Source organism: Bdellovibrio sp. HCB288, from assembly GCF_047305935.1.
In the GTDB taxonomy this organism is placed as follows: domain Bacteria; phylum Bdellovibrionota; class Bdellovibrionia; order Bdellovibrionales; family Bdellovibrionaceae; genus Bdellovibrio.
Genome location: NZ_CP178619.1, coordinates 2,419,655 through 2,437,087 on the forward strand (window position 1 = coordinate 2,419,655; position 17,433 = coordinate 2,437,087).

The following is a 17,433-nucleotide window of genomic DNA, read 5'->3' on the forward strand; positions in this document are numbered from 1 at the left end:
AAAGTATGGTGTTCGTAAAAAATCCGAATATGATTTTCGTTAACCACGGAGGGAAAAATGAAACGTGCATTATTAATGGGTGCAATGTTGGTTGGATCTCAAGCATTCGCAGGGGAATACTTGGTCAAGTACAACAACACGGGCGCTCTAAACCTATTGAATTCAATGTCCTTAGTAAAGGTATCAGCTTTGAATGTGATGGATCACAACGAAACTGCAAGCCTTGTGAAAGTTGACATCAGAAAACAACAAGAAGCTGAAGTTTTGGCGACGCTATTGTCGCAACCAGGCGTTGAGTACGTAGTACCGAACGCAAGAATGAAAGCTTTCACTCACTCTGTTGACACAGCTGCTTTGAAGGAGCAATGGGCAATGGGTAAAGTGAATGCCGAAAAAGCATGGCAACGTGCTGGCAACAAAGGTAACAAAGGCATTATCGTCGCTGTTATCGATACTGGTGTTGATTACACTCACCAAGCTCTGTCGCCAAATATGGTTCCAGGCTACAACTTTAAAGACAAAAACAACGATCCAATGGACAAAACGTCTTACCAAAACCCAGGTCACGGTACTCACTGTGCGGGTGTGATTGGTGCGACTGGTTTGGTTGATGGTGGTATCGTTGGTATCGCTCCAAATGTTTCCATGATGCCACTTCGCTTCTTGGGCGAAAACGGTTCTGGTGACCTGAACGACGCTATCAAATCTATCGATTATGCTATCGAAAAAGGCGCGCAAGTGATCTCTGCTTCTTGGGGTGCAACTATTCCAAGAAACCAAGCAATGCCACTTGTAGAGGCTATCAAACGTGCTGACGACAAAGGCGTTATCTTTGTATCTGCAGCGGCAAACGATGGGAAAAACAACGACAGCACTGAAGTGTATCCGGCAAACAACGGTTTCCCGAATTCAATCACAGTGGCTGCGTCTGGTCCGTCTGATGCAAAACCATCTTGGTCTAACTACGGTACAGCAACTGTTCACGTAGCAGCTCCAGGTGAAGAAATCATGTCCACTTTGCCAAAAAATAAATATGGCAATTTGTCTGGTACTTCAATGGCGACTCCGCTTGTTTCTGGTATCGTCGCTTTGTTGAAATCTCAGGATCCTTCTTTGACGGGTGCTCAGATCCGCGCGATCTTGCAAACGACAGGTGCTAAAGTTTCCATCCAAACTGCTTGTAACTGCCGTGTTGATGCTTTCAACGCTGTAGATGCTGTTTTGGGTAAGAAAATGGTCGTTGTTCCAGCTGCAGCTACTTTGAGCAGCAATGAAACACTGAACCTGGCTATTCTGAACGGTAAAGCTCCATTCAAGTACACAAGCTCCAACGCTTCTGTAGCTTCTGTTTCTGATGCGGGTGTTATCACTGCTGTAGCTAACGGTACAACAGCGATCTCTGTAACAGATGCTGAAGGTAAAACGGCTTCTACATTGGATATCAATGTAGGTAAAAAAGCCTCTCAAAATCCAGGCAATCCAGGTAACCCAGGAAATCCGGGTGACCCAGGTGATGGTTCTTGCCCAATTGGTGATCAATCAATGTGCGATATCATCTGCCAAATCAAACCTGATCTTCCATTCTGCCAAAAGTAATTGGAACATAAGAGTTTGAACTCAAGGAAGGGCTCCAAATCGGAGCCCTTTTCTTTTTTGTTGTGTCCGCCCAAATATTTCTTAATAATTAGTGTCATATGAAAAGAAAACCTTGGGCCATTATCGTTCTTGCACTTCTACATATCATCGCACCTCTAGGAAGTTTTATCTTCAATGCCATCCGGGCAGGGCGCACCTTCGAAGCACAATGGTATTTTTGGACAAAGATTCTGCCGCCAGCATTCATGCTTATCTATGTATGTTTGCCGGTCATGGCAGGGATCTTTATTTACCTGTGTAAGCGTTGGTCTTATTGGGCATATCTGGCGTGTTTGGCGATAATTTTCGTCACCAACGTAATGGCCTTTATGGCGAACATGACGTGGTTGAATTTCTTCTATTTGATTGTTGTCCTGTTGGTGGATCTGTTGGCGGTGGCTTACTTTGTTGTGCCGGCAGTTCGTCAGGTTTACTTTGATCCACGCATGCGTTGGTGGGAAGCAGCTCCGCGCTTTGTCTTTAAAAATGCGGTGAATGTGAATGGCTCCGAAGGCGAGATCAGCAATATCTCCAAAGGTGGGGTGTTCATCAACACGGGTTTGAATCTTTTCGAAGATCAAAGCGTGAATTTGGAATGGCTGTTTGAAGGTCAAAATTATAAAGCGTTGGGCACAGTGGTATTTAAGAATAAAACGGGCTCCGGCTATGGTGTTCAGTTTAAAGAAGTGGATTCCAATGCCAGCGTGAAAAGTCTTTGCAATACCCTGAAGTCTCGTGGCCAAATGGTTCCTGAGCGTTTGCCAGGACCTGAAGACAGCTTCGGTGTTTGGCTTAAGAAAGTTCTCACGAAGCGTGAGGGCCTTATCCCTAAGAAATAGGATCCAGTTACATGTCATTTTATTCGCAAAGTTTCCCGCATTTGAAAGTCTCTTTAAAGAAGCATCAACTGTGGGTCACTTTGGATAATCCCGAGCAAAGCAATGCCATCACCTATGAGATGGTGGACTCTTTGACTCGGGTTTTGCGTTTTGCGGACTTTGATAGCGAAGTTCGCGTGATAGTTCTGACGGGCGAGGGTGCGAACTTTTGTGCCGGTGGCGATGTAAAAGCCATGGAATACAAAACCGGAATGTTTGCCGGTGATTCCAACGAACTTCGTATGCGTTATATCTACGGTATTCAGCAGATTCCCAAATGCATTGAAGAGCTTTCAACTCCCATGATTGCCATGGTGAACGGCGCCGCCATTGGGGCGGGCTGTGATCTGGCGATGATGTGTGATCTGCGTGTGGGCTCTGAAAAATCAAAATTTGGCGAGACCTTTGTAAAACTGGGTTTGGTTCCCGGAGATGGTGGCAGCTTCTTTTTGCAAAGAGTGATCGGTTATTCCAAAGCGATGCAAATGTCCCTGACCGGCGATTTGGTTTCTGGTGAAGAGGCCTTTAAATGGGGCCTTGTGAATTACTACGCGAGTGGTGATTTGTTGGCGGAAACTGAGAAGATCGCTGAGAAAATCTCTGCCAATGCTCCGGTTGCGGTGCAAATGACTAAAAAACTGATGAAGTCCGCGTATCTTCAGGATGCAAATGCCGTCCTGGAGCAGGCTGCGGCTTATCAGGGAATCACGCAAAGAACTCAGGATCACTTTGTCGCACTTAGAGCGATAAAGGATAAAAAATCCCCAGAGTTCACTGGCAACTAGATTCATGGATGTTCAGTCTTACTTGGCGAAAAAAGAAAAGCTAAAGTCAGAAGCCCCTGTATATCGGGAGCTTTGTGATGATTGTGTACAGCCCAAATTCAGCTGTTACTGTGAACATGTTAAGAAGTTTGATCCGGGAATGGATGTGGTCATCCTGATTCATCCGATCGAGCTTCGTCGCAGAATCGCCACGGGACGCATGTCACATTTGGTTTTAAAGAATTCCTATTTAATCCGCGGGCAGGACTATTCTGATAATTTGCTGGTGAATCAGCTTTTACAGGACCCCACTCGCCACTGCATGATGCTGTACCCGGGAAAAAACTCCGCAAATTTAAGTGAAATGGAACCTCAGGAAAAAGCCACTCTTGTACCTGAGGGCAAGCGATTGACCTTGTTTGTAATTGATGGAACCTGGGCTACGGCGGTGAAAACCATTCGCCAAAGTTTGAATCTGCAGGCGATCCCCAGAATTTGTTTTTCTCCGGATAAGCCCTCTAACTTCAGAGTGCGCAAGCAGCCCAAGGATTTTTGCTATTCCACCATTGAGGCGATTCATCAGACAATTGAACTGGCCGGCGACGTTGTGGGTTTTGACGTGAATTCCCGCCGTCACGATGATCTTCTGTATGTGTTTGAAAAAATGGTGGAGCGCCAGATTGAATGCGCCCAAAGTGGTGAGGCGAAACCACGACACCTTCGTTACAGCCGGGACCTGAAAAGGAAACTCGGTCTTACGGGGAAGGTGTTTTAGTTTTTTCTATCTGCTCAAGGATCTGTTCAGGCGTCAGCGATCTCATCGCAGCCCTCCGGATATAGAAAATTTCAGCCAGCATATAGACGATCAAACTTACCGTAAGGCCGACACCTTTTAGCAAGGCCCACGCACTTGTGCTCCAGTAAAAGGCCGCCCAAACGGCAAGACCTGTGTGGATCGCAAAGAAGATCCCCATTCTAAAAGTCATTCCGCTCATTCGGGATTTCATGAAATCTGGAAGTTTTTGACCTTGCTGCTCGGCCAGTACGACGATCAGTGGTTTCTTCATTATAACTGAAATCCACAAGGCCACCGCAAACACGGCTTCCATGAGGGCTGGCTGAAGTTTAAACCAGATGCCCTCGTCAGAAAGCAAAGAGACGCCACCCAGAACCAAAAGCAAGCCATTGCCAATCCAGGTGATTTTTTGCACTTTCTTGTGCTTGTAAAGTTCAAAGCAGATTTCGCCAACACCAAACACCATGCCGGCGACAAGACCCGCGATGGTGCCGTAGTATTCCTCGATAACGGTGAAGGCGATGACTGGTAAAAGCCCTGCAAAAAAGACGGCGAAGGCTTTGGATTTGGCAGAGTCCTGGGACATTAAAGTGTGCCTTCGAAATTCACCGGCGTTCCGGAGTGTGCTTCCACGATTTCCCCATGTGCCATTGCCAGTTTTCCGGAAACCACAGTGTGAGTCACCCAGCCGGTAACTTGCATGCCGTGGAACGGAGTCCAACCGCAGCGGCTGGCGATCATGGAGTTGTCGATAGTCATTTGTTTTTTCATATCCACAATCGTCACATCGGCATCAAAACCTTCGCGCAGACGTCCTTTGTTTTTCACATTGAACACGCGGCATGGGTTTTCGGTCACCAGCTCCACAAATTTTTGCAAAGACAGACGGCCTTCGTTGACGTGATTAAGCATGATCGGCACCAGAGTTTGCACGCCGGGAACGCCAGAGGGGCTTGCTGGATAAGGACGATCTTTTTCCTCACGCGTATGAGGTGCGTGATCAGATCCGATCACATCCACGGTACCATCCTGAAGGGCTTTCCAAAGGCGGTCCATGTGGCGCTTTTCGCGGATCGGAGGATTTTGTTGGGCATAAGTTCCCAAGCGGTCATAGCAGTCCGGTGCATACAGTGTCAGATGTTGTGGTAGCACTTCAACAGTGGCGATGTCTTTGGAGTTCTGCAAAATATCCATCTCTTCAGCGGTGGAAACGTGCAGAACGTGAATTTTACGGCCGGTCTTGCGGGCAAGTTTCAGCAGACGATTCGTTGAGCTGACCGCTGTTTCAACGTCTCTCCATACGGGGTGGTAGTGAACATCGGCCATGTCGACGGCGATGTGGCGGCGTTCGCGCAGGCGCATCTCGTCCTCGCTATGAACGATAACTCGACGATGGCCCTGATTTAAAATATTTTCCAGAGTCTCATCGTCTTCCACTAAAAGGGTTCCCGTGGAACTTCCCATGAAGATTTTAATGCCGGAGCAATGAGGCAGGATTTCAAGATTCTGCAGAATGTTTACGTTGTCATGGCCGGCGCCAACAAAGAAAGCGTAATTGGCGTGAGCGCGGTTTTTGGCAAGGTTCAGTTTGTCGTGAAAGTGTTGGACGGTGGTGGTTGCCGGATTGGTGTTGGGCATTTCAAAGATGCTGGTAACGCCACCCAGAACAGCCGCTTTGGTGCCGGTTTCCAGATCTTCTTTGTGAGTAAGGCCAGGTTCGCGAAAGTGAACCTGACTGTCGATCACGCCGGGCAAAACATGAAGTCCAGTTGCATCGATCATGCAAGGGGCTGTATCAAAAATTTTTTCGCGAATTTTGGTGATGCGGCCATTGGTGATTCCGATGTCGGCCTGCTGTTCAATCATGCCGTTATTGGACGGGTGGGGAAGCAAACAGGTTCCGCCTCGGATTATAATATCGTACATCTAACACCTCTTCAGTGGGACTGTACCACCAGACTGGTTCAAAGGTCCAGCGTTGACGAGGTCTCGCTGATAGGCGAGAATTTGGATTGTGACAATAGACCAACTTCTTCATTTTATAAGCAAGCACAATGTGACCATCATTGAAGGCTTAATTGCAGTTATTATTCTGCTGGGTCTTTTCGTGGGTTACCGAGGATTTTTTGGCAAGAAGGACGTGGATTCCGGCTTGGGCGGGGGGCTTGATGCTTCTCAGCTTGAAAAGACCCTGCAAAAGATTCTGGAGAATCAAGCACCGGTAAAAAAAACCGGCGATGCCGCTTTGGAAGAGGCATTTAAAGAGGGCGGAGTGGAAGGTCACCCAGAGTCACCTCAAGAAGTTGAGCAGCTCAAAGTAAGTTTGAGTGAAAACATTAAAGAGCTCGAAGTTTTGCGTGCGCAACTACAGATCTCCGAGAAAAAAGTTGCTGAGCTACAAGTTTCAGGTGAGGCGGCACCGGCAGCAGGAGCTGCGGCAGCTGTCGATACCACGGAACTTGACAATAAGATCAAAGATCTTGAGGCGCGTCTGGCTGAATATGAGATTATCAGCGAGGACATCGCCGATCTATCCAGATACAAAGAAGAGAATGAGCAGCTTAAAACTGAGATCACAACTCTAAAAGAAAGCCCCGCCTCCGCTAAAGCTTCGGCGGGCGAGCCCGCACCGGTGGCACCAGTTGCGGCGGCTCCGGTTGCGGAAGCTGAACCGACTCCGGAACCAGTGGCTGAGACGATTGGTGATTCAGGCTTAAGTGAAGCGGATGTGGATGCAGCCCTTGCGGCGGCTCAAGCTGAGGCTGAACTCAATGCGGCAATGGCGGAAGCTGAAGCCACTCCGGCAGAGGCACCGACAGAGCCAGAAGTGGCAGCGGCACCAGCACCAGAGCAAGCTGCTCCACCAGCGCAAGAAGAGTCGATCATTGATGATGAGTTGATGAAAGAGTTCGCGGCAGCGGTTGAAGGTCAAAAGAACAAAGCCCTGGATAGCGCTGCTGAAAAAGCAGGTAAGGGTGAGCAGGCTGCTGGTAAGACCGATGAAGACGCCAAGTTGATGGATGAATTTGAAAACTTCGTTAACAAAAAGAGTTAGGTCATCATGAACACAAAAATCCTGTTGCCCGTTTTGCTTATAGGTTTTTCTTCAAGTGTTTTCGCAGCCAAATCTGTGCCTTCACCTGATGCTTTAAGTTCCGCGATGGAAGTCCTGAATTTGCCTGGTGAAAATCGTCGTATGGCGATTGATGGCAACCCTAAGTTCTATGATTCATTTATCTCTTTGGCATTCAGTGAAAAGCAACCCATGAACCTTCGTTGGAAGGCTTTGATGGGGGCGGCAGAGTCCAAAAAGCTTGAGGCGACGGCGAATCTTCTGAAGGCCGGCTCCCACGATCAGTGGTACATGAGAAACGCAGCCTTGGTTGCGTTGTCTGAAGTGAACCCGATCCAAGCGGAGAAGCTTGCTCAAAAATTAATCAAAGACAAAGCCCTGGTGGTTCGTTCTGCCGCGGTGGAAGTTCTTGGTAAAAACATGACAGCCGAGACCCGCGATCTTTTGTGGGAAGAGCTGAACAAGGACTATAACTTCAAAAACAAACAAAGTCTTTGGGTACGTCATCAAATCGTGGAGCAGTTGTCCAAAAAGCCAATGGACCATGAATTGAAATCCTTTGCGGGATTGTTGACGGATAACGACGACCGGGTGCAATTGCCGGCGGTTCGCGGTTTACAAAAACTGACCGGCGTGAAGCTGGGCGAAAACAAGCTAAAGCAAAACGAGCTTGTGAGTCTTTGGAAAGACTACGTTAAAAAAGAAAAGCTCTAAGAATATCAAAAAATGTAACATAAAAAAAGCAGCCAACGGGGCTGCCTTTTTTTATTCATGATCTGAACTGAGAAAGTTCGGTAAAGGAATGAACAAATTTAAAATTGTTTACGGCAAAGTCTCATTGTTTCACTAAACAAGCCGAAATGTATTCAAACCTAAGGCTTGGAGTAAATAATGTCGATGCTAAAAGTGCTAATTTCATCTGCTTTGGCAATGGCCGGACTCGCTGGATGTGCCACGATTGTTAAGTCGGAAAGAACGACGGTTCGAATCACTGGGGGGCTTCCCAATGGAGAGACTCAAATCAATCTTCCCGATGGTCAGTATAATTTAAAAAATGGCCAGACGACCATTCGTGTAACTCGGTCCAAAGAGGACATTCCAGTCACAGTCACTTGTAATAATGAAACCAGAGAAGGCTTTATGAAAACGAAATATGATGCCTTGGCGGGTGTTGCTGGGAATATCGTATTTGGAGGTATCATCGGAATTGCCATTGATGCTGCCAATGATAAAACCTATGACCCACCTGAGCACTATAATATAAGTCAACTTTGTGCCGACCCGGCTAAATCGCAGGTTGCAGACGGGGGAGCTGTTCGAACACCTTCCGCGGCCGTCGGGGAAGTAGTCCCTGAGAAGTAAATTCAGTGTTGTAGAAATGAAAAAAGGCAGCCCACAGGTTGCCTTTTTTCGTTCTTAGCTAAGCTTTCGAAGCCAGTTTGTTATCCAAAGAGAATCTTCCGCCGCCGTAGCAGGCAAAGAAGATGTAAACGAACATGTAAAGGAATGCGAGTTCTTTGATCTTGAATGGGTCAGCTGCGTGGATAAAGACACCGGCTACAAACATAGTGAATGCCAAAAGGATTCCGACCGGGCGGGTGAAAAGTCCCAAAGCAAGTAAGACCCCTCCGGCAAATTCAGTTAATGCGGCTGCGTAAGCAAAGAGCGCCGGCATCGGAAAGCCAACCGATTCAACTCCAGCGATCAATTGTTCAGAGACTGGGAATTTACCCATGCCGTGAGCGAAGGCCATCACAAGTCCCGCAAAAAGACGAAGCAGCAGGATGCCGATCTGACCTGTCTGTCCGGTGTTATTCGCAAAAAGAAAGCTTTTGATATTCATAGTTGTGCCTTTCTGAAAATGCAGTTGATGATTTTAGGTTTTCGTTAATTGGCGACGTAGACAAGCAGCTTTGCTGGTTGCTGTTATTGCGCAGCTCTTTTAAGCGCATCCATCACGACCAACTCGCGCTCGATTCTGTAAAACAAAATTTTTTCTTCCAGGCCGTCGGACTCTTTCGGCTCAGGCGTGGAGAAGAAATCGCGCAGGATTTCCATTTTCTTATCAATGGTCACGCGAGTTGATTCGCGGCCATCTGCTGTGCCCTTGGCAAAAGTGAAAGTCAGTTTGTAGCGAATGCCACTGGAAGGTGGTTTGTTCACATCAGGTGGCAACCAGCCATCAATGCCTTTGATGTATTCAGTTTCAATAACACCAGTGTCCTGATTTTCCTGAGCGATTGGGAATTTAATCACAGAGTGGGCGGCTCTCCAGACAGTGTCGTAGGGAGCGAAGAAGACTCTTTGTTTGTTGAATTTCGCCATTTGTTGATTGGCGGAGGGTCTTTTATCAAACAGGCTGCAACCAATAACAGTGCAGCCTGTGATAATCACAAGTGATAAGAGAATAGTTCTAGAAGTTAACCGAGCTGTGTGTGACATGTGTTGCAGCTTCGATCATAGCAGGGCCCATAGGCGCTTGTGAAGCCGTTTGTGAACCCAAAAAGTTCACTTCCCAACGCTTGTTGCCATTCAGAAGCGTGTCATTCGGGAAATTTGGAACCTTCATGTTCGTCACCCATTTGTCAGCGTAAACTTCCCATGTCGGATTCATCAATTTCACTTTGTCAGCGCCTTGCTTGACTTCGATTTGGTTGGAGAACACTGCGTAAGTCGCAATCGGATTCACGCCATCAATCGTGTTGAACTGAGGCAAAATCAATTCACGACCGCCACCAGTCACAGATGGGTTGCTGATCAAAGGCAGAACCTTTGGAGCTGTCGTACCGGCAAACGGAATGATCGCCGTGGAAACACGGTCAATGTCGTTGCGAAGGTCCTCAGTTTTAGTCAAAACCGCCAAAGCGCTCGCTTCCATGCCTGGAACCGTGTTCAGAGTGATTTTTTGGCCGGCATTCAATTTCTTAACATCTGTTGGAAGCAAGAAGCCGGATTGACCTGACAATGCCGCCGCCATGAATGTCTCGTCTGCGCGGATTTGCGGGGCTACCAAAGTATTCTTAGTCGTGAACTTAAGATCGTTCGTCGGAAGGTCCAACTGCGTGCTGCCTTTGGACAAATTCACGTCACGAATCGCGCCTGCGTTCAGATCAAATACGTTCAGCATTTCGTAAAGTTTTGCACCACCGCGAACACCATCAACGACCTGTTTGAACGGGAAAGTACCGCGAGCCACGAATACGCGAGTCACACCTGGCTGACCGAAGTAAATGCGGTAAGCAGGCTTATCCAAAGTCACTGTGAACAGGGCGTATTTCTCGCTTTGTTTTGGCAAAGACAAGTTCGCCGGAATATCCATCTCTTGACCTAAAGCAGAGATCTTGTCGTTTTGCGCACTCAACACGGAATCCATGCTGAAGGCAAAAAGTTGCATCTTCGTGAATCCTTGCATCACCAAGCCGAAGTCGATGTTGCCGTCGCCATTTTTGATCGGAAGTCCTTGAGCAGTGCCTTTGACTTCAAATTGGTTCACCGTGTTTAGTGGGCGAAGTTTGAACGTCAAAGCGCCTGGCTCCACAGACATATAAGTCATGCGCACGTAACCCTTGGCTTGGATTGTGATTGGCTGAGCCGTTGTCCAAGAAGCGGGGATTTCAATTTGACCCACCGCGTCTGTTGTTAGGAGGTTTCCTTCAAACGGAGAGTTCAGTGCATCACCGATCAAAACCTGTGCGTCCGCAAGTGCTACTCCGTCCATACCTGTGATGGAAAGCTTATTAGCAGAAACTTTGATTTGACGGTCAGAGCCGCCTAAATCCGTGGGAATAGCGTGGTTGTTGGAGTTTGAACAACCCACCATAATTGCTGGCAGTAGGGCTGCCATCATCAGTCTTTTCATATAATTATCCCTTCCCTGAGATTGAACATTATGTCCGAGTAATTATTCCATTGTGATATGACAGCGGGGTCAAGACTAAAGACTGGGCCCCTTAGGATTTTCGAAAAACTTCAGATAACGCAAACGCAACATTTGACATAAGGACGCAGAACTAATAAAAATTGCGGCTCACGCGCAAGCGTTACGGTTGGTGGGGTAGCTCAGCTGGTTAGAGCAACGGAATCATAATCCGTAGGTCGGCGGTTCAAGTCCGCCTCTCACTACCAAATTTTTTCTGCTTTCGGGCAGTTAAAAACATAGTTCATCGGATGCGTTCTGATGGAAGTTTCTCCGGAAATGAGCCTCTGAGAGAAATATCAAACCTGCAGAAATGCGGGTTTTTTTATGCCCAAAATACGGAGTCAGGCCTGTGGTGATTCATAAAGAACTCTCAGTAAAACCCGTTAAAATTGAAAGCCCAAGGCTACAACTCCGCAGTACAGTTAGTGGTGATGCAGAGCTTTTGTTTAAGCACTATTTCTCTTCAGTAGAGTCATCGAAGTTTTTATCTCGGCTTCCGCATGGCTCCATCGAGCAAACAAAACAGTTTCTGCAGAAGTGGACTGTTGCTGCCTGGTCAGAGGCGGGGGCTCCCTTTGCGTGGGTGATTTCAAAGGTTGATAGCGCAGAGCCGGTTGGTGTGTTTCTGGTTTTTCCAAAAAATCATCTTGCCGAAATTCATTATGGCATCTCAGAACTTCATCGTGGTCAGGGATTCGCTACTGAGGCCTGTGAGCTTGCGACCCATTGGTTGCTTGAGCAAAGTACGGTTCAAAGTATTACAACAGCTGTGGATCTGGAACATACAGCCACCCAACGCGTGTTAGAAAAAGCTGGATTCAAAAGAGACAGCGTTTTGAAAAACCACTCCGTGCTTCCTGCATTCGGGTCTGCTGCTCGCGACGCGGTTTCTTATACAAAATCCAAGTATTGAATTCTAATTGCCCGTGCTAGAGTGAAGGAATGAAGACTACTTATCAAATGATAGGTCCTAGGGAGCGTCAACTATGGACCAAAAACTTTGAGTCTGGAAACCAATGCCATGGGGTTGTGATCTTGGGCACGGGAAGTGGCGAGATACGTTCCGTAGATGATGATTCAATAGAAGACATCTGCGTTTGGCTTGGCGACTTAGGTTGGAGTTCTGTCGTTTACGACAAGTACGGCTGTGGAGAATCAGAAGGTGATTGGAAGTCTGTTACTTTTGATGATCTTCGGGATGATCTGGTGATTCTTGCGGATCATTTTAAACAGCAGAATTTCGGGAAGATAGTTGTTCTGGGACAAAGCGAAAGCTCAATTTTAGCGGCGGAAGCAGCTACCAGAACAAGTAATATCGACGCTTTGGTGTTGAGAGTCGCCAGCCATCAAGACATTTCTGAGCGAATAAAGATGCAACTTGGAATCGAAAAATGGACAAAATGGTTGGCGGATCTTGAGAATTCAAAGGTGAACGGAAAGATGTTTGTGGCATCTCATCCAGTTAGCTATTGGTTGTCTCGCATGAACAGAATTCTAACTGGGGACGTTGTTGCTGGTTTGAACATACCTATCATTGCCCTAAACGGAGCGGAAGATCACTTCACTCCACCTACGGCATTCTCGAAAATTCACGAGGCTATTTTGCAGCAAAAAAATACACTGAATAAGGCAATTGTAATTCCAGGAGTAGGACATGGCTTGATGTTGCAGTCTGAAAAATGGAATTCGTCTGTAGTGGCGAAAGAAATTCAATTGTTTTTGACAGCGGTAGCTGAGCAGTAAAAGTAAATCTACTTCATTTCATTCCAAAGGGTGCTTGAGGTCATATTTGCGTAATAGGCTTTTACCTTTATCGCTTTTTAGAAATGCCTCGTAGGAGCTATCCCAGGCATCCGCAAGCTCTTGCGAATTCTTATTTTTCTTTCCGAACAGAATGTACAAATTCACTTTCTTGATCGGGCATTTATTAACTTTTACTTTATCTGTAAGCGCCAATCGGCTTAACCGGTACTTTGCAAAGATATCAAGAGTTAAGAAGAAGTCGATTCGACCGGACGCTAGTTTTTTGAAGGCTAAATTAGCTCCGTCTTGTGAAGTCGTGACGTCAATTTTCCCATCATGCTTATGTGCATCGATATAACTCTGCATTTCGGGAGGGTAGTCATACCCAGCTATCACTCCTAATACGCCGGTCTTTAACGAAGTGGATTCTTTTGAAAAGTCATTGAATTGCCAGTTGGAGTTTGCGGCAACATAAAAGCAAACGGCACCGGTATACTCTGGAACCTTCGTAAATATACCCTCAGGATCATGCCCACCATTTAAATGGACGGCGGTTAAAGCTGCATCAACTTTACCAGCATAGAGGTTGGCTATGACCCTTTTCCAAGGCTGAAGCTCATAGGTGACGTTCCAACCTAAAGGTTTAAATATTTCACGGGCAGCCTCTACGATAAACCCTTCAACGCCATCGGCTTTGGGGTCGCAGTTTAAAGGACAGGAGTTATCACCAGCAATTTTTAGCACACGCGATTTGGCGCTAGAGACTGACGGCATGGCAACGCAAAAGCCAAGGAAAACTCCAAGACCGATGAACAACAGGCGTAATGGAAAAATTGAAGTTTTTAAGCCCAAGACACTCATTTCCATTCTTTATCGCTATTATTGGCGATTGGAAAAAATATGCTATTGGGCGCCTGAAGTTCTGTCAATTTGCAGATGTTCGAGGGGGGCACCCTCGGAATCTTGCATTTTGGAAAGTTTAAGCTCGATCAATTCTTAGTTCAATAGATACGCACTTTAGAGTGAGTGCACTGTTGAATATTGATCAACTCTGCCGTATCGGCAGCCATCCAACCTTCGTCTCCGTTGGAGGCCGTAAAACCTGAATTCACAGATACAGCCAAGATCTGCGCCTCTTTATCAACAAACAGAAGGTATTGTGAACTTTCCTGATCATCACAGATCTGGGCTTCAATAGTTCCTCCGTAAAGAAGGCCTTGGGATTCTTGAACCGCTTTAGTCAATTCGCGAAGGGCTTGTCCTGAGCTTGCATGAGCTGAGCTAAAAACAAGCGATGCAATAAGAAGGATAGCTAGATTAAGGGCGTTCATAAGTTCTCCTGAGATTAATTGGGTTTTAGGTACGAGAAGATTTTTACCATACCCATCTTTAATCTCAGAGATTCTGTGCCCCAAAGTGCGGCAAATCTGCCGCAGCTCTATTTTTTGTAGGGTTTACAGAACTTATCCGTTAAAGACTGTAGTTTGAACAGATCTTGTCTTTCTTTGGGCTGCACATAAGGAATAAAGCCGCTAAGCCCTGGATAGATTATGCTTTCTTGCCCGAACTGATAATCCCAACGATCAACGGTACTCGTGTTAGAGTCCAATACGAACATCCTAAAACCAGTCTCTGTTTTTTTAATATCAAGGATCAGCCACGAGTGTGCCATGGGGCCTGCAAACTGCAACATGGCGTAAACGGGCTTCTTGTAAAGACGGAAATCGTGCTCAGCTAATTCTAAATTAGCTCGCAGGTCTTCGGAACTTTTTGAAGTTCCTTTTAATCCGCGTAACCAACCGAAATTCAAAGCTTCGCTTCGCTGCCAGGCACTCATTTTGGATTCAAGCTCTGAACTAAAATATTCTGAAAATTCGCGCCAGTTTGAAAAGCCGGGGATAGTGACAATGCCATTCATCGCAATCAACGTGTCGATGATGCGTTCTGCTTCTTTTTTGTTAGGACGTGGTTTGTCGGGCTGATAAATAGAAAGCATGGCTGCAGATCTGGTCAATGAGCTATGCCACCAGCAAAGGCCTGTGCCCAAATCACCACTTAGATTTGTGAAGGCCATGCGATTGTCGGCGTTGGCTAAAAGCTGATTAATTCCGTAGGGGGAGTCATTCAATTTGCAAAGCTCACGGGCTGTTTGGGGTGCTTTGTCTGAAGAGAGGGAATCGTATGAATTCAAAGTGTAATCGAATCCATTTAGCCTTGCCCATAACTCGTCGGAGCGCTCGGCATCTCCAGAATTGATTGCGTCGTCATATTCCTTTTGAAGTTGTTCGCGAGTTTTAGGTCCCCCATTGGTCGCATCCATGATGGACCACGCTGGTGATTTTAGGGCTACGGATGAAATTGCCACTAAGATAATATATTTAAACATACGAACCTTCCCCGCCTTAGCGGCCGTATTTTTCTGCGCACAGCATGGTCATATTTAATTGTTCTTCATAGCCAGCAAGTTTAAGAGTGCCGACTAAAGTGAGTCTTCTATTGGAGTTTATGGAAACCGTACCCGAATAGGAGCCATTGGTGTGGCGAAGTGTTACGTTTCCAGTGGAGGCATCCCTTAATTCACCAATTAGAACCCAGCCTCCGTAAATCAATGTGATATTTGTCGCGCGATGCTGAATGGCGCCGGTCGGTGTTGATTCTACCTCGGCGCGGTGCTCATAAAGATTTACAACCAGGGTGTCGTCTTGGCAAATCTGCCACATGCTGTCGCTACCATTGCGGATACGCTGAACGGTCGTCATATCTTTTAAGATCAACTTTGAATAAGTATACTTCGCATCCTCAAGTCCGATAAGCCCCAGATACTCATGCAGAACCAAGGATAGTTTTTCATCTTCTGTGAAGCCAATCCAGCGGTCGCTGTTAAAGATAATTCTTTTTTCAGCAGGGTAGTTGATAGCATCTTTTGGGATACCGTTAAGAACCAGCTGTTGATTCGTGGATTCTACTTTTGTCGAAGAAATCGCATCGCGCAGCAGGTTCACGTTCAATCCTTCAATGTTTGAATATTGCAGGTACTTATTCAGTTTTTCCGCATAAACCAGGAATTGAAGGGAGTAGGTGTCGCCACCGTTGCCAACGTATCTTGGGCCGGCAAAAGCAAAGGGCGAAAGAAGCAGCAATATAGTGGCTAGGATTGTGGATTTCATGACATTCCTTTTTTACGGTCGATTCTGAAAAACTGAACTGAAAATTGATAGACACTGTTTTTGTTTGCGGATTTTGTATAAAACTCCTCCGCGAATTGTTTTTGAAACTTTCTTAATGCCTTTTTGGCTTCGTCTATTTTGCTGTCGTCAAAGGCGAAAGTGGTACTGCCATATTCCCGATGGGTGACAGTTTGTTCATGCAAAGCTTTGATGCCCTTGTTTAAAACCTGCTCATGGAAATTACGAATAGCGATCGATGAGATGTCCATGGTGCTTTCAGTTTCAGGAAAGCACGTCTTCATTTTTCCGTCTTCGATCTTTAGTAACTCGGCAGCTATCAAATCCTGAACCGCCCGGCGAATCGTTGCCTGAGGAAGGCGCAGGCGCTCCATAAGCTCATACTCATGATGGGAAAACCCTTCGACTTCTGTCAGCTCAAGAATTGCCTGATGGTACCAGGTGCCGGTCGCGGAAAAATCCTTAGGGCGCATTTTGTAGGATTTAGTTTGCTTATATGATGCCAGCTCCAAGGTCGCAGCCTTGCGATCTTTCTCGCTGCGGGAATGAAATGCCTTAGAGCTCAGAATAAACAGCCGACTTTCTGTCAAAGTCATTCCCAGTAAGACGCTTATGCGCTCTGCCGTCTGAGGAGCCATGCCTTTTTTATTGGAAAGAAAGTCAGAGAGCCATGAAGGGGTAACTTCAAGATCACGAGCAAATGATCGAAGTGAATAGTGGGGATTCACATTCGAGCGGCGCGCGAATTCGTCTGCCAAATATTTATAGTGGAAGGACTGATCCAGTTTCATGGGGTCCTTTTATTGCAAATTCAGAAAGGTCGCCACAAATAAAGAGATCAGAGTGTTCACTGAACTGAGATTCGGTGAATTGCCTGTAAAAAGGTTATCGAAATTGAGTTCGTCATAGGGAAAATGAAAGAATTACGTATGTCCACTGAGTTTTTAGTCCAGTGGACACTATGTACTCCGAATGCTCGATTTCTTGCCGGTTTATCCTGTAAAGGTGATCTCAGAGAAACAAACAAATATTTCAAAAAAGGAAATGAAAATGAAAAATCTTATCTTGGTAATTGGAATGACATTGGCTGCAACCCCATCTTTCGCAAAAGACAGTGCCTGGTTGATTTGCAAAGGCGATGCCGTGGTGTTTGGCGAAAACAATTCATTGGTAGTTAACGTATTTGAACATCGCAAAGGTCACGCAGGCAGAGAGACTTCATTGACTCTATTGTTCGGCGGATGGGTGTTGAAGGGGGCTTTTGACAATACAAACACTTATTCCAGTGATGTGCAGTTGTCTGGAGATCGTTCGGGTTTTGATGGCAAAGTCACTCTTGATTTGCGGGCTTCTACCTTGCAGCTTCAGGGCGTACTAGATCTTCACTATAGAACTCCTGTGTCTGCAATTCTGAAGTGCGATGACCTAAGCAGATAGTTG

The 17,433-nt window shown here is 46.4% G+C and carries 20 protein-coding genes and 1 tRNA gene; 11 read left to right on the top strand and 10 right to left on the bottom strand.

The features are described 5' to 3' along the window. Positions 1-57 precede the first annotated feature (57 nt). From ACLVWR_RS11805 to ACLVWR_RS11820, 4 genes are all read left to right on the top strand, one after another. Positions 58-1,596 (top strand): S8 family peptidase, encoded by a 1,539-nt coding sequence (locus tag ACLVWR_RS11805; protein WP_413580851.1) that lies wholly within the window; start codon positions 58-60, stop codon positions 1,594-1,596. Positions 1,597-1,694: 98 nt separating this feature from the next. Continuing rightward, positions 1,695-2,474, top strand: coding sequence for a PilZ domain-containing protein (locus tag ACLVWR_RS11810; protein ID WP_413580852.1), 780 nt, complete (start codon positions 1,695-1,697; stop codon positions 2,472-2,474). Between the two features lie 11 nt (positions 2,475-2,485). Next, the gene (locus tag ACLVWR_RS11815) at positions 2,486-3,298 is read left to right on the top strand and encodes an enoyl-CoA hydratase-related protein (protein WP_413580853.1); all 813 of its coding nucleotides are present in this window, start codon (positions 2,486-2,488) and stop codon (positions 3,296-3,298) included. Positions 3,299-3,302: 4 nt separating this feature from the next. After that, complete coding sequence (locus tag ACLVWR_RS11820) at positions 3,303-4,052, top strand: tRNA-uridine aminocarboxypropyltransferase (protein ID WP_413580854.1); 750 nt, start codon at positions 3,303-3,305, stop codon at positions 4,050-4,052. Here ACLVWR_RS11820 and ACLVWR_RS11825 read toward each other — a convergent pair. Then, positions 4,033-4,659: an inner membrane-spanning protein YciB gene (locus ACLVWR_RS11825; RefSeq protein ID WP_413580855.1), complete on the bottom strand. Its 627-nt coding sequence runs from the start codon at positions 4,657-4,659 to the stop codon at positions 4,033-4,035. The genes ACLVWR_RS11820 and ACLVWR_RS11825 overlap by 20 nt on opposite strands. Then, positions 4,659-5,999 (bottom strand): dihydroorotase, encoded by a 1,341-nt coding sequence (locus ACLVWR_RS11830; RefSeq protein ID WP_413580856.1) that lies wholly within the window; start codon positions 5,997-5,999, stop codon positions 4,659-4,661. The genes ACLVWR_RS11825 and ACLVWR_RS11830 overlap by 1 nt, the downstream gene beginning before the upstream one ends. Before the next feature lie 130 nt (positions 6,000-6,129). On the opposite strand from ACLVWR_RS11830, the gene ACLVWR_RS11835 reads away from it, so the two are divergent. The 3 genes from ACLVWR_RS11835 (at position 6,130) to ACLVWR_RS11845 (ending at position 8,508) form a co-directional block, all read left to right on the top strand. Then, a complete protein-coding gene (locus ACLVWR_RS11835; RefSeq protein ID WP_413580857.1) occupies positions 6,130-7,128 on the top strand; it encodes a hypothetical protein in 999 nt (332 codons plus the stop codon). 6 nt (positions 7,129-7,134) lie between these two features. Further along, positions 7,135-7,860, top strand: a complete 726-nt coding sequence (locus tag ACLVWR_RS11840) for a HEAT repeat domain-containing protein (protein ID WP_413580858.1) — start codon at positions 7,135-7,137, stop codon at positions 7,858-7,860. Positions 7,861-8,037: 177 nt separating this feature from the next. After that, positions 8,038-8,508, top strand: a complete 471-nt coding sequence (locus ACLVWR_RS11845; RefSeq protein ID WP_413580859.1) for a hypothetical protein — start codon at positions 8,038-8,040, stop codon at positions 8,506-8,508. 58 nt (positions 8,509-8,566) lie between these two features. Here the strand turns inward: ACLVWR_RS11845 and ACLVWR_RS11850 are convergent, their stop codons facing one another. The 3 genes from ACLVWR_RS11850 to ACLVWR_RS11860 all read right to left on the bottom strand — a co-directional run bounded on the left by ACLVWR_RS11850 (position 8,567) and on the right by ACLVWR_RS11860 (position 11,005). Continuing rightward, the gene (locus ACLVWR_RS11850; RefSeq protein ID WP_413580860.1) at positions 8,567-8,989 is read right to left on the bottom strand and encodes a DoxX family protein; all 423 of its coding nucleotides are present in this window, start codon (positions 8,987-8,989) and stop codon (positions 8,567-8,569) included. Between the two features lie 83 nt (positions 8,990-9,072). Continuing rightward, positions 9,073-9,471 carry a hypothetical protein gene (locus ACLVWR_RS11855; protein WP_413580861.1) on the bottom strand — a complete coding sequence of 133 codons (399 nt, stop codon included), beginning with the start codon at positions 9,469-9,471 and terminating at the stop codon, positions 9,073-9,075. An 88-nt stretch (positions 9,472-9,559) separates the two neighbouring features. Further along, on the bottom strand, positions 9,560-11,005 hold the full coding sequence (locus ACLVWR_RS11860) for a hypothetical protein (protein ID WP_413580862.1): 1,446 nt from the start codon (positions 11,003-11,005) through the stop codon (positions 9,560-9,562). Between the two features lie 189 nt (positions 11,006-11,194). Between ACLVWR_RS11860 and ACLVWR_RS11865 the strand changes: the two genes are divergently transcribed. The 3 genes from ACLVWR_RS11865 (at position 11,195) to ACLVWR_RS11875 (ending at position 12,808) form a co-directional block, all read left to right on the top strand. Continuing rightward, a tRNA-Met gene (locus ACLVWR_RS11865) sits at positions 11,195-11,271 on the top strand. A 143-nt stretch (positions 11,272-11,414) separates the two neighbouring features. Beyond that, positions 11,415-11,978 carry a GNAT family N-acetyltransferase gene (locus tag ACLVWR_RS11870; protein ID WP_413580863.1) on the top strand — a complete coding sequence of 188 codons (564 nt, stop codon included), beginning with the start codon at positions 11,415-11,417 and terminating at the stop codon, positions 11,976-11,978. Between the two features lie 29 nt (positions 11,979-12,007). Then, complete coding sequence (locus ACLVWR_RS11875) at positions 12,008-12,808, top strand: alpha/beta hydrolase (protein ID WP_413580864.1); 801 nt, start codon at positions 12,008-12,010, stop codon at positions 12,806-12,808. Between the two features lie 18 nt (positions 12,809-12,826). Here the strand turns inward: ACLVWR_RS11875 and ACLVWR_RS11880 are convergent, their stop codons facing one another. From ACLVWR_RS11880 to ACLVWR_RS11900, 5 genes are all read right to left on the bottom strand, one after another. After that, complete coding sequence (locus ACLVWR_RS11880) at positions 12,827-13,675, bottom strand: substrate-binding periplasmic protein (RefSeq protein ID WP_413580865.1); 849 nt, start codon at positions 13,673-13,675, stop codon at positions 12,827-12,829. A 134-nt stretch (positions 13,676-13,809) separates the two neighbouring features. Further along, positions 13,810-14,139 carry a hypothetical protein gene (locus ACLVWR_RS11885; protein ID WP_413580866.1) on the bottom strand — a complete coding sequence of 110 codons (330 nt, stop codon included), beginning with the start codon at positions 14,137-14,139 and terminating at the stop codon, positions 13,810-13,812. Positions 14,140-14,246: 107 nt separating this feature from the next. Next, the gene (locus ACLVWR_RS11890; protein WP_413580867.1) at positions 14,247-15,194 is read right to left on the bottom strand and encodes a hypothetical protein; all 948 of its coding nucleotides are present in this window, start codon (positions 15,192-15,194) and stop codon (positions 14,247-14,249) included. Between the two features lie 16 nt (positions 15,195-15,210). Beyond that, positions 15,211-15,975: a hypothetical protein gene (locus ACLVWR_RS11895; RefSeq protein WP_413580868.1), complete on the bottom strand. Its 765-nt coding sequence runs from the start codon at positions 15,973-15,975 to the stop codon at positions 15,211-15,213. Further along, complete coding sequence (locus ACLVWR_RS11900; RefSeq protein ID WP_413580869.1) at positions 15,972-16,784, bottom strand: TIGR02147 family protein; 813 nt, start codon at positions 16,782-16,784, stop codon at positions 15,972-15,974. Before ACLVWR_RS11900 ends, ACLVWR_RS11895 begins: the two co-directional genes overlap by 4 nt. Before the next feature lie 259 nt (positions 16,785-17,043). Between ACLVWR_RS11900 and ACLVWR_RS11905 the strand changes: the two genes are divergently transcribed. Continuing rightward, entirely contained in the window at positions 17,044-17,430 is a 387-nt protein-coding gene (locus ACLVWR_RS11905) for a hypothetical protein (RefSeq protein WP_413580870.1), read from the top strand. Positions 17,431-17,433: the final 3 nt, after the last annotated feature.

Coding starts and splice junctions, on each gene's coding strand:
- ACLVWR_RS11880 (WP_413580865.1), bottom strand. CDS start 13,675: ATGGAAATGAGTGTCTTGGGCTTAAAAACTTCAATTTTTCCATTACGC.
- ACLVWR_RS11900 (WP_413580869.1), bottom strand. CDS start 16,784: ATGAAACTGGATCAGTCCTTCCACTATAAATATTTGGCAGACGAATTC.
- ACLVWR_RS11905 (WP_413580870.1), top strand. CDS start 17,044: ATGAAAAATCTTATCTTGGTAATTGGAATGACATTGGCTGCAACCCCA.
- ACLVWR_RS11840 (WP_413580858.1), top strand. CDS start 7,135: ATGAACACAAAAATCCTGTTGCCCGTTTTGCTTATAGGTTTTTCTTCA.
- ACLVWR_RS11825 (WP_413580855.1), bottom strand. CDS start 4,659: ATGTCCCAGGACTCTGCCAAATCCAAAGCCTTCGCCGTCTTTTTTGCA.
- ACLVWR_RS11815 (WP_413580853.1), top strand. CDS start 2,486: ATGTCATTTTATTCGCAAAGTTTCCCGCATTTGAAAGTCTCTTTAAAG.
- ACLVWR_RS11805 (WP_413580851.1), top strand. CDS start 58: ATGAAACGTGCATTATTAATGGGTGCAATGTTGGTTGGATCTCAAGCA.
- ACLVWR_RS11895 (WP_413580868.1), bottom strand. CDS start 15,975: ATGAAATCCACAATCCTAGCCACTATATTGCTGCTTCTTTCGCCCTTT.
- ACLVWR_RS11810 (WP_413580852.1), top strand. CDS start 1,695: ATGAAAAGAAAACCTTGGGCCATTATCGTTCTTGCACTTCTACATATC.
- ACLVWR_RS11885 (WP_413580866.1), bottom strand. CDS start 14,139: ATGAACGCCCTTAATCTAGCTATCCTTCTTATTGCATCGCTTGTTTTT.
- ACLVWR_RS11890 (WP_413580867.1), bottom strand. CDS start 15,194: ATGTTTAAATATATTATCTTAGTGGCAATTTCATCCGTAGCCCTAAAA.
- ACLVWR_RS11850 (WP_413580860.1), bottom strand. CDS start 8,989: ATGAATATCAAAAGCTTTCTTTTTGCGAATAACACCGGACAGACAGGT.
- ACLVWR_RS11855 (WP_413580861.1), bottom strand. CDS start 9,471: ATGGCGAAATTCAACAAACAAAGAGTCTTCTTCGCTCCCTACGACACT.
- ACLVWR_RS11860 (WP_413580862.1), bottom strand. CDS start 11,005: ATGAAAAGACTGATGATGGCAGCCCTACTGCCAGCAATTATGGTGGGT.
- ACLVWR_RS11875 (WP_413580864.1), top strand. CDS start 12,008: ATGAAGACTACTTATCAAATGATAGGTCCTAGGGAGCGTCAACTATGG.
- ACLVWR_RS11845 (WP_413580859.1), top strand. CDS start 8,038: ATGTCGATGCTAAAAGTGCTAATTTCATCTGCTTTGGCAATGGCCGGA.
- ACLVWR_RS11820 (WP_413580854.1), top strand. CDS start 3,303: ATGGATGTTCAGTCTTACTTGGCGAAAAAAGAAAAGCTAAAGTCAGAA.
- ACLVWR_RS11830 (WP_413580856.1), bottom strand. CDS start 5,999: ATGTACGATATTATAATCCGAGGCGGAACCTGTTTGCTTCCCCACCCG.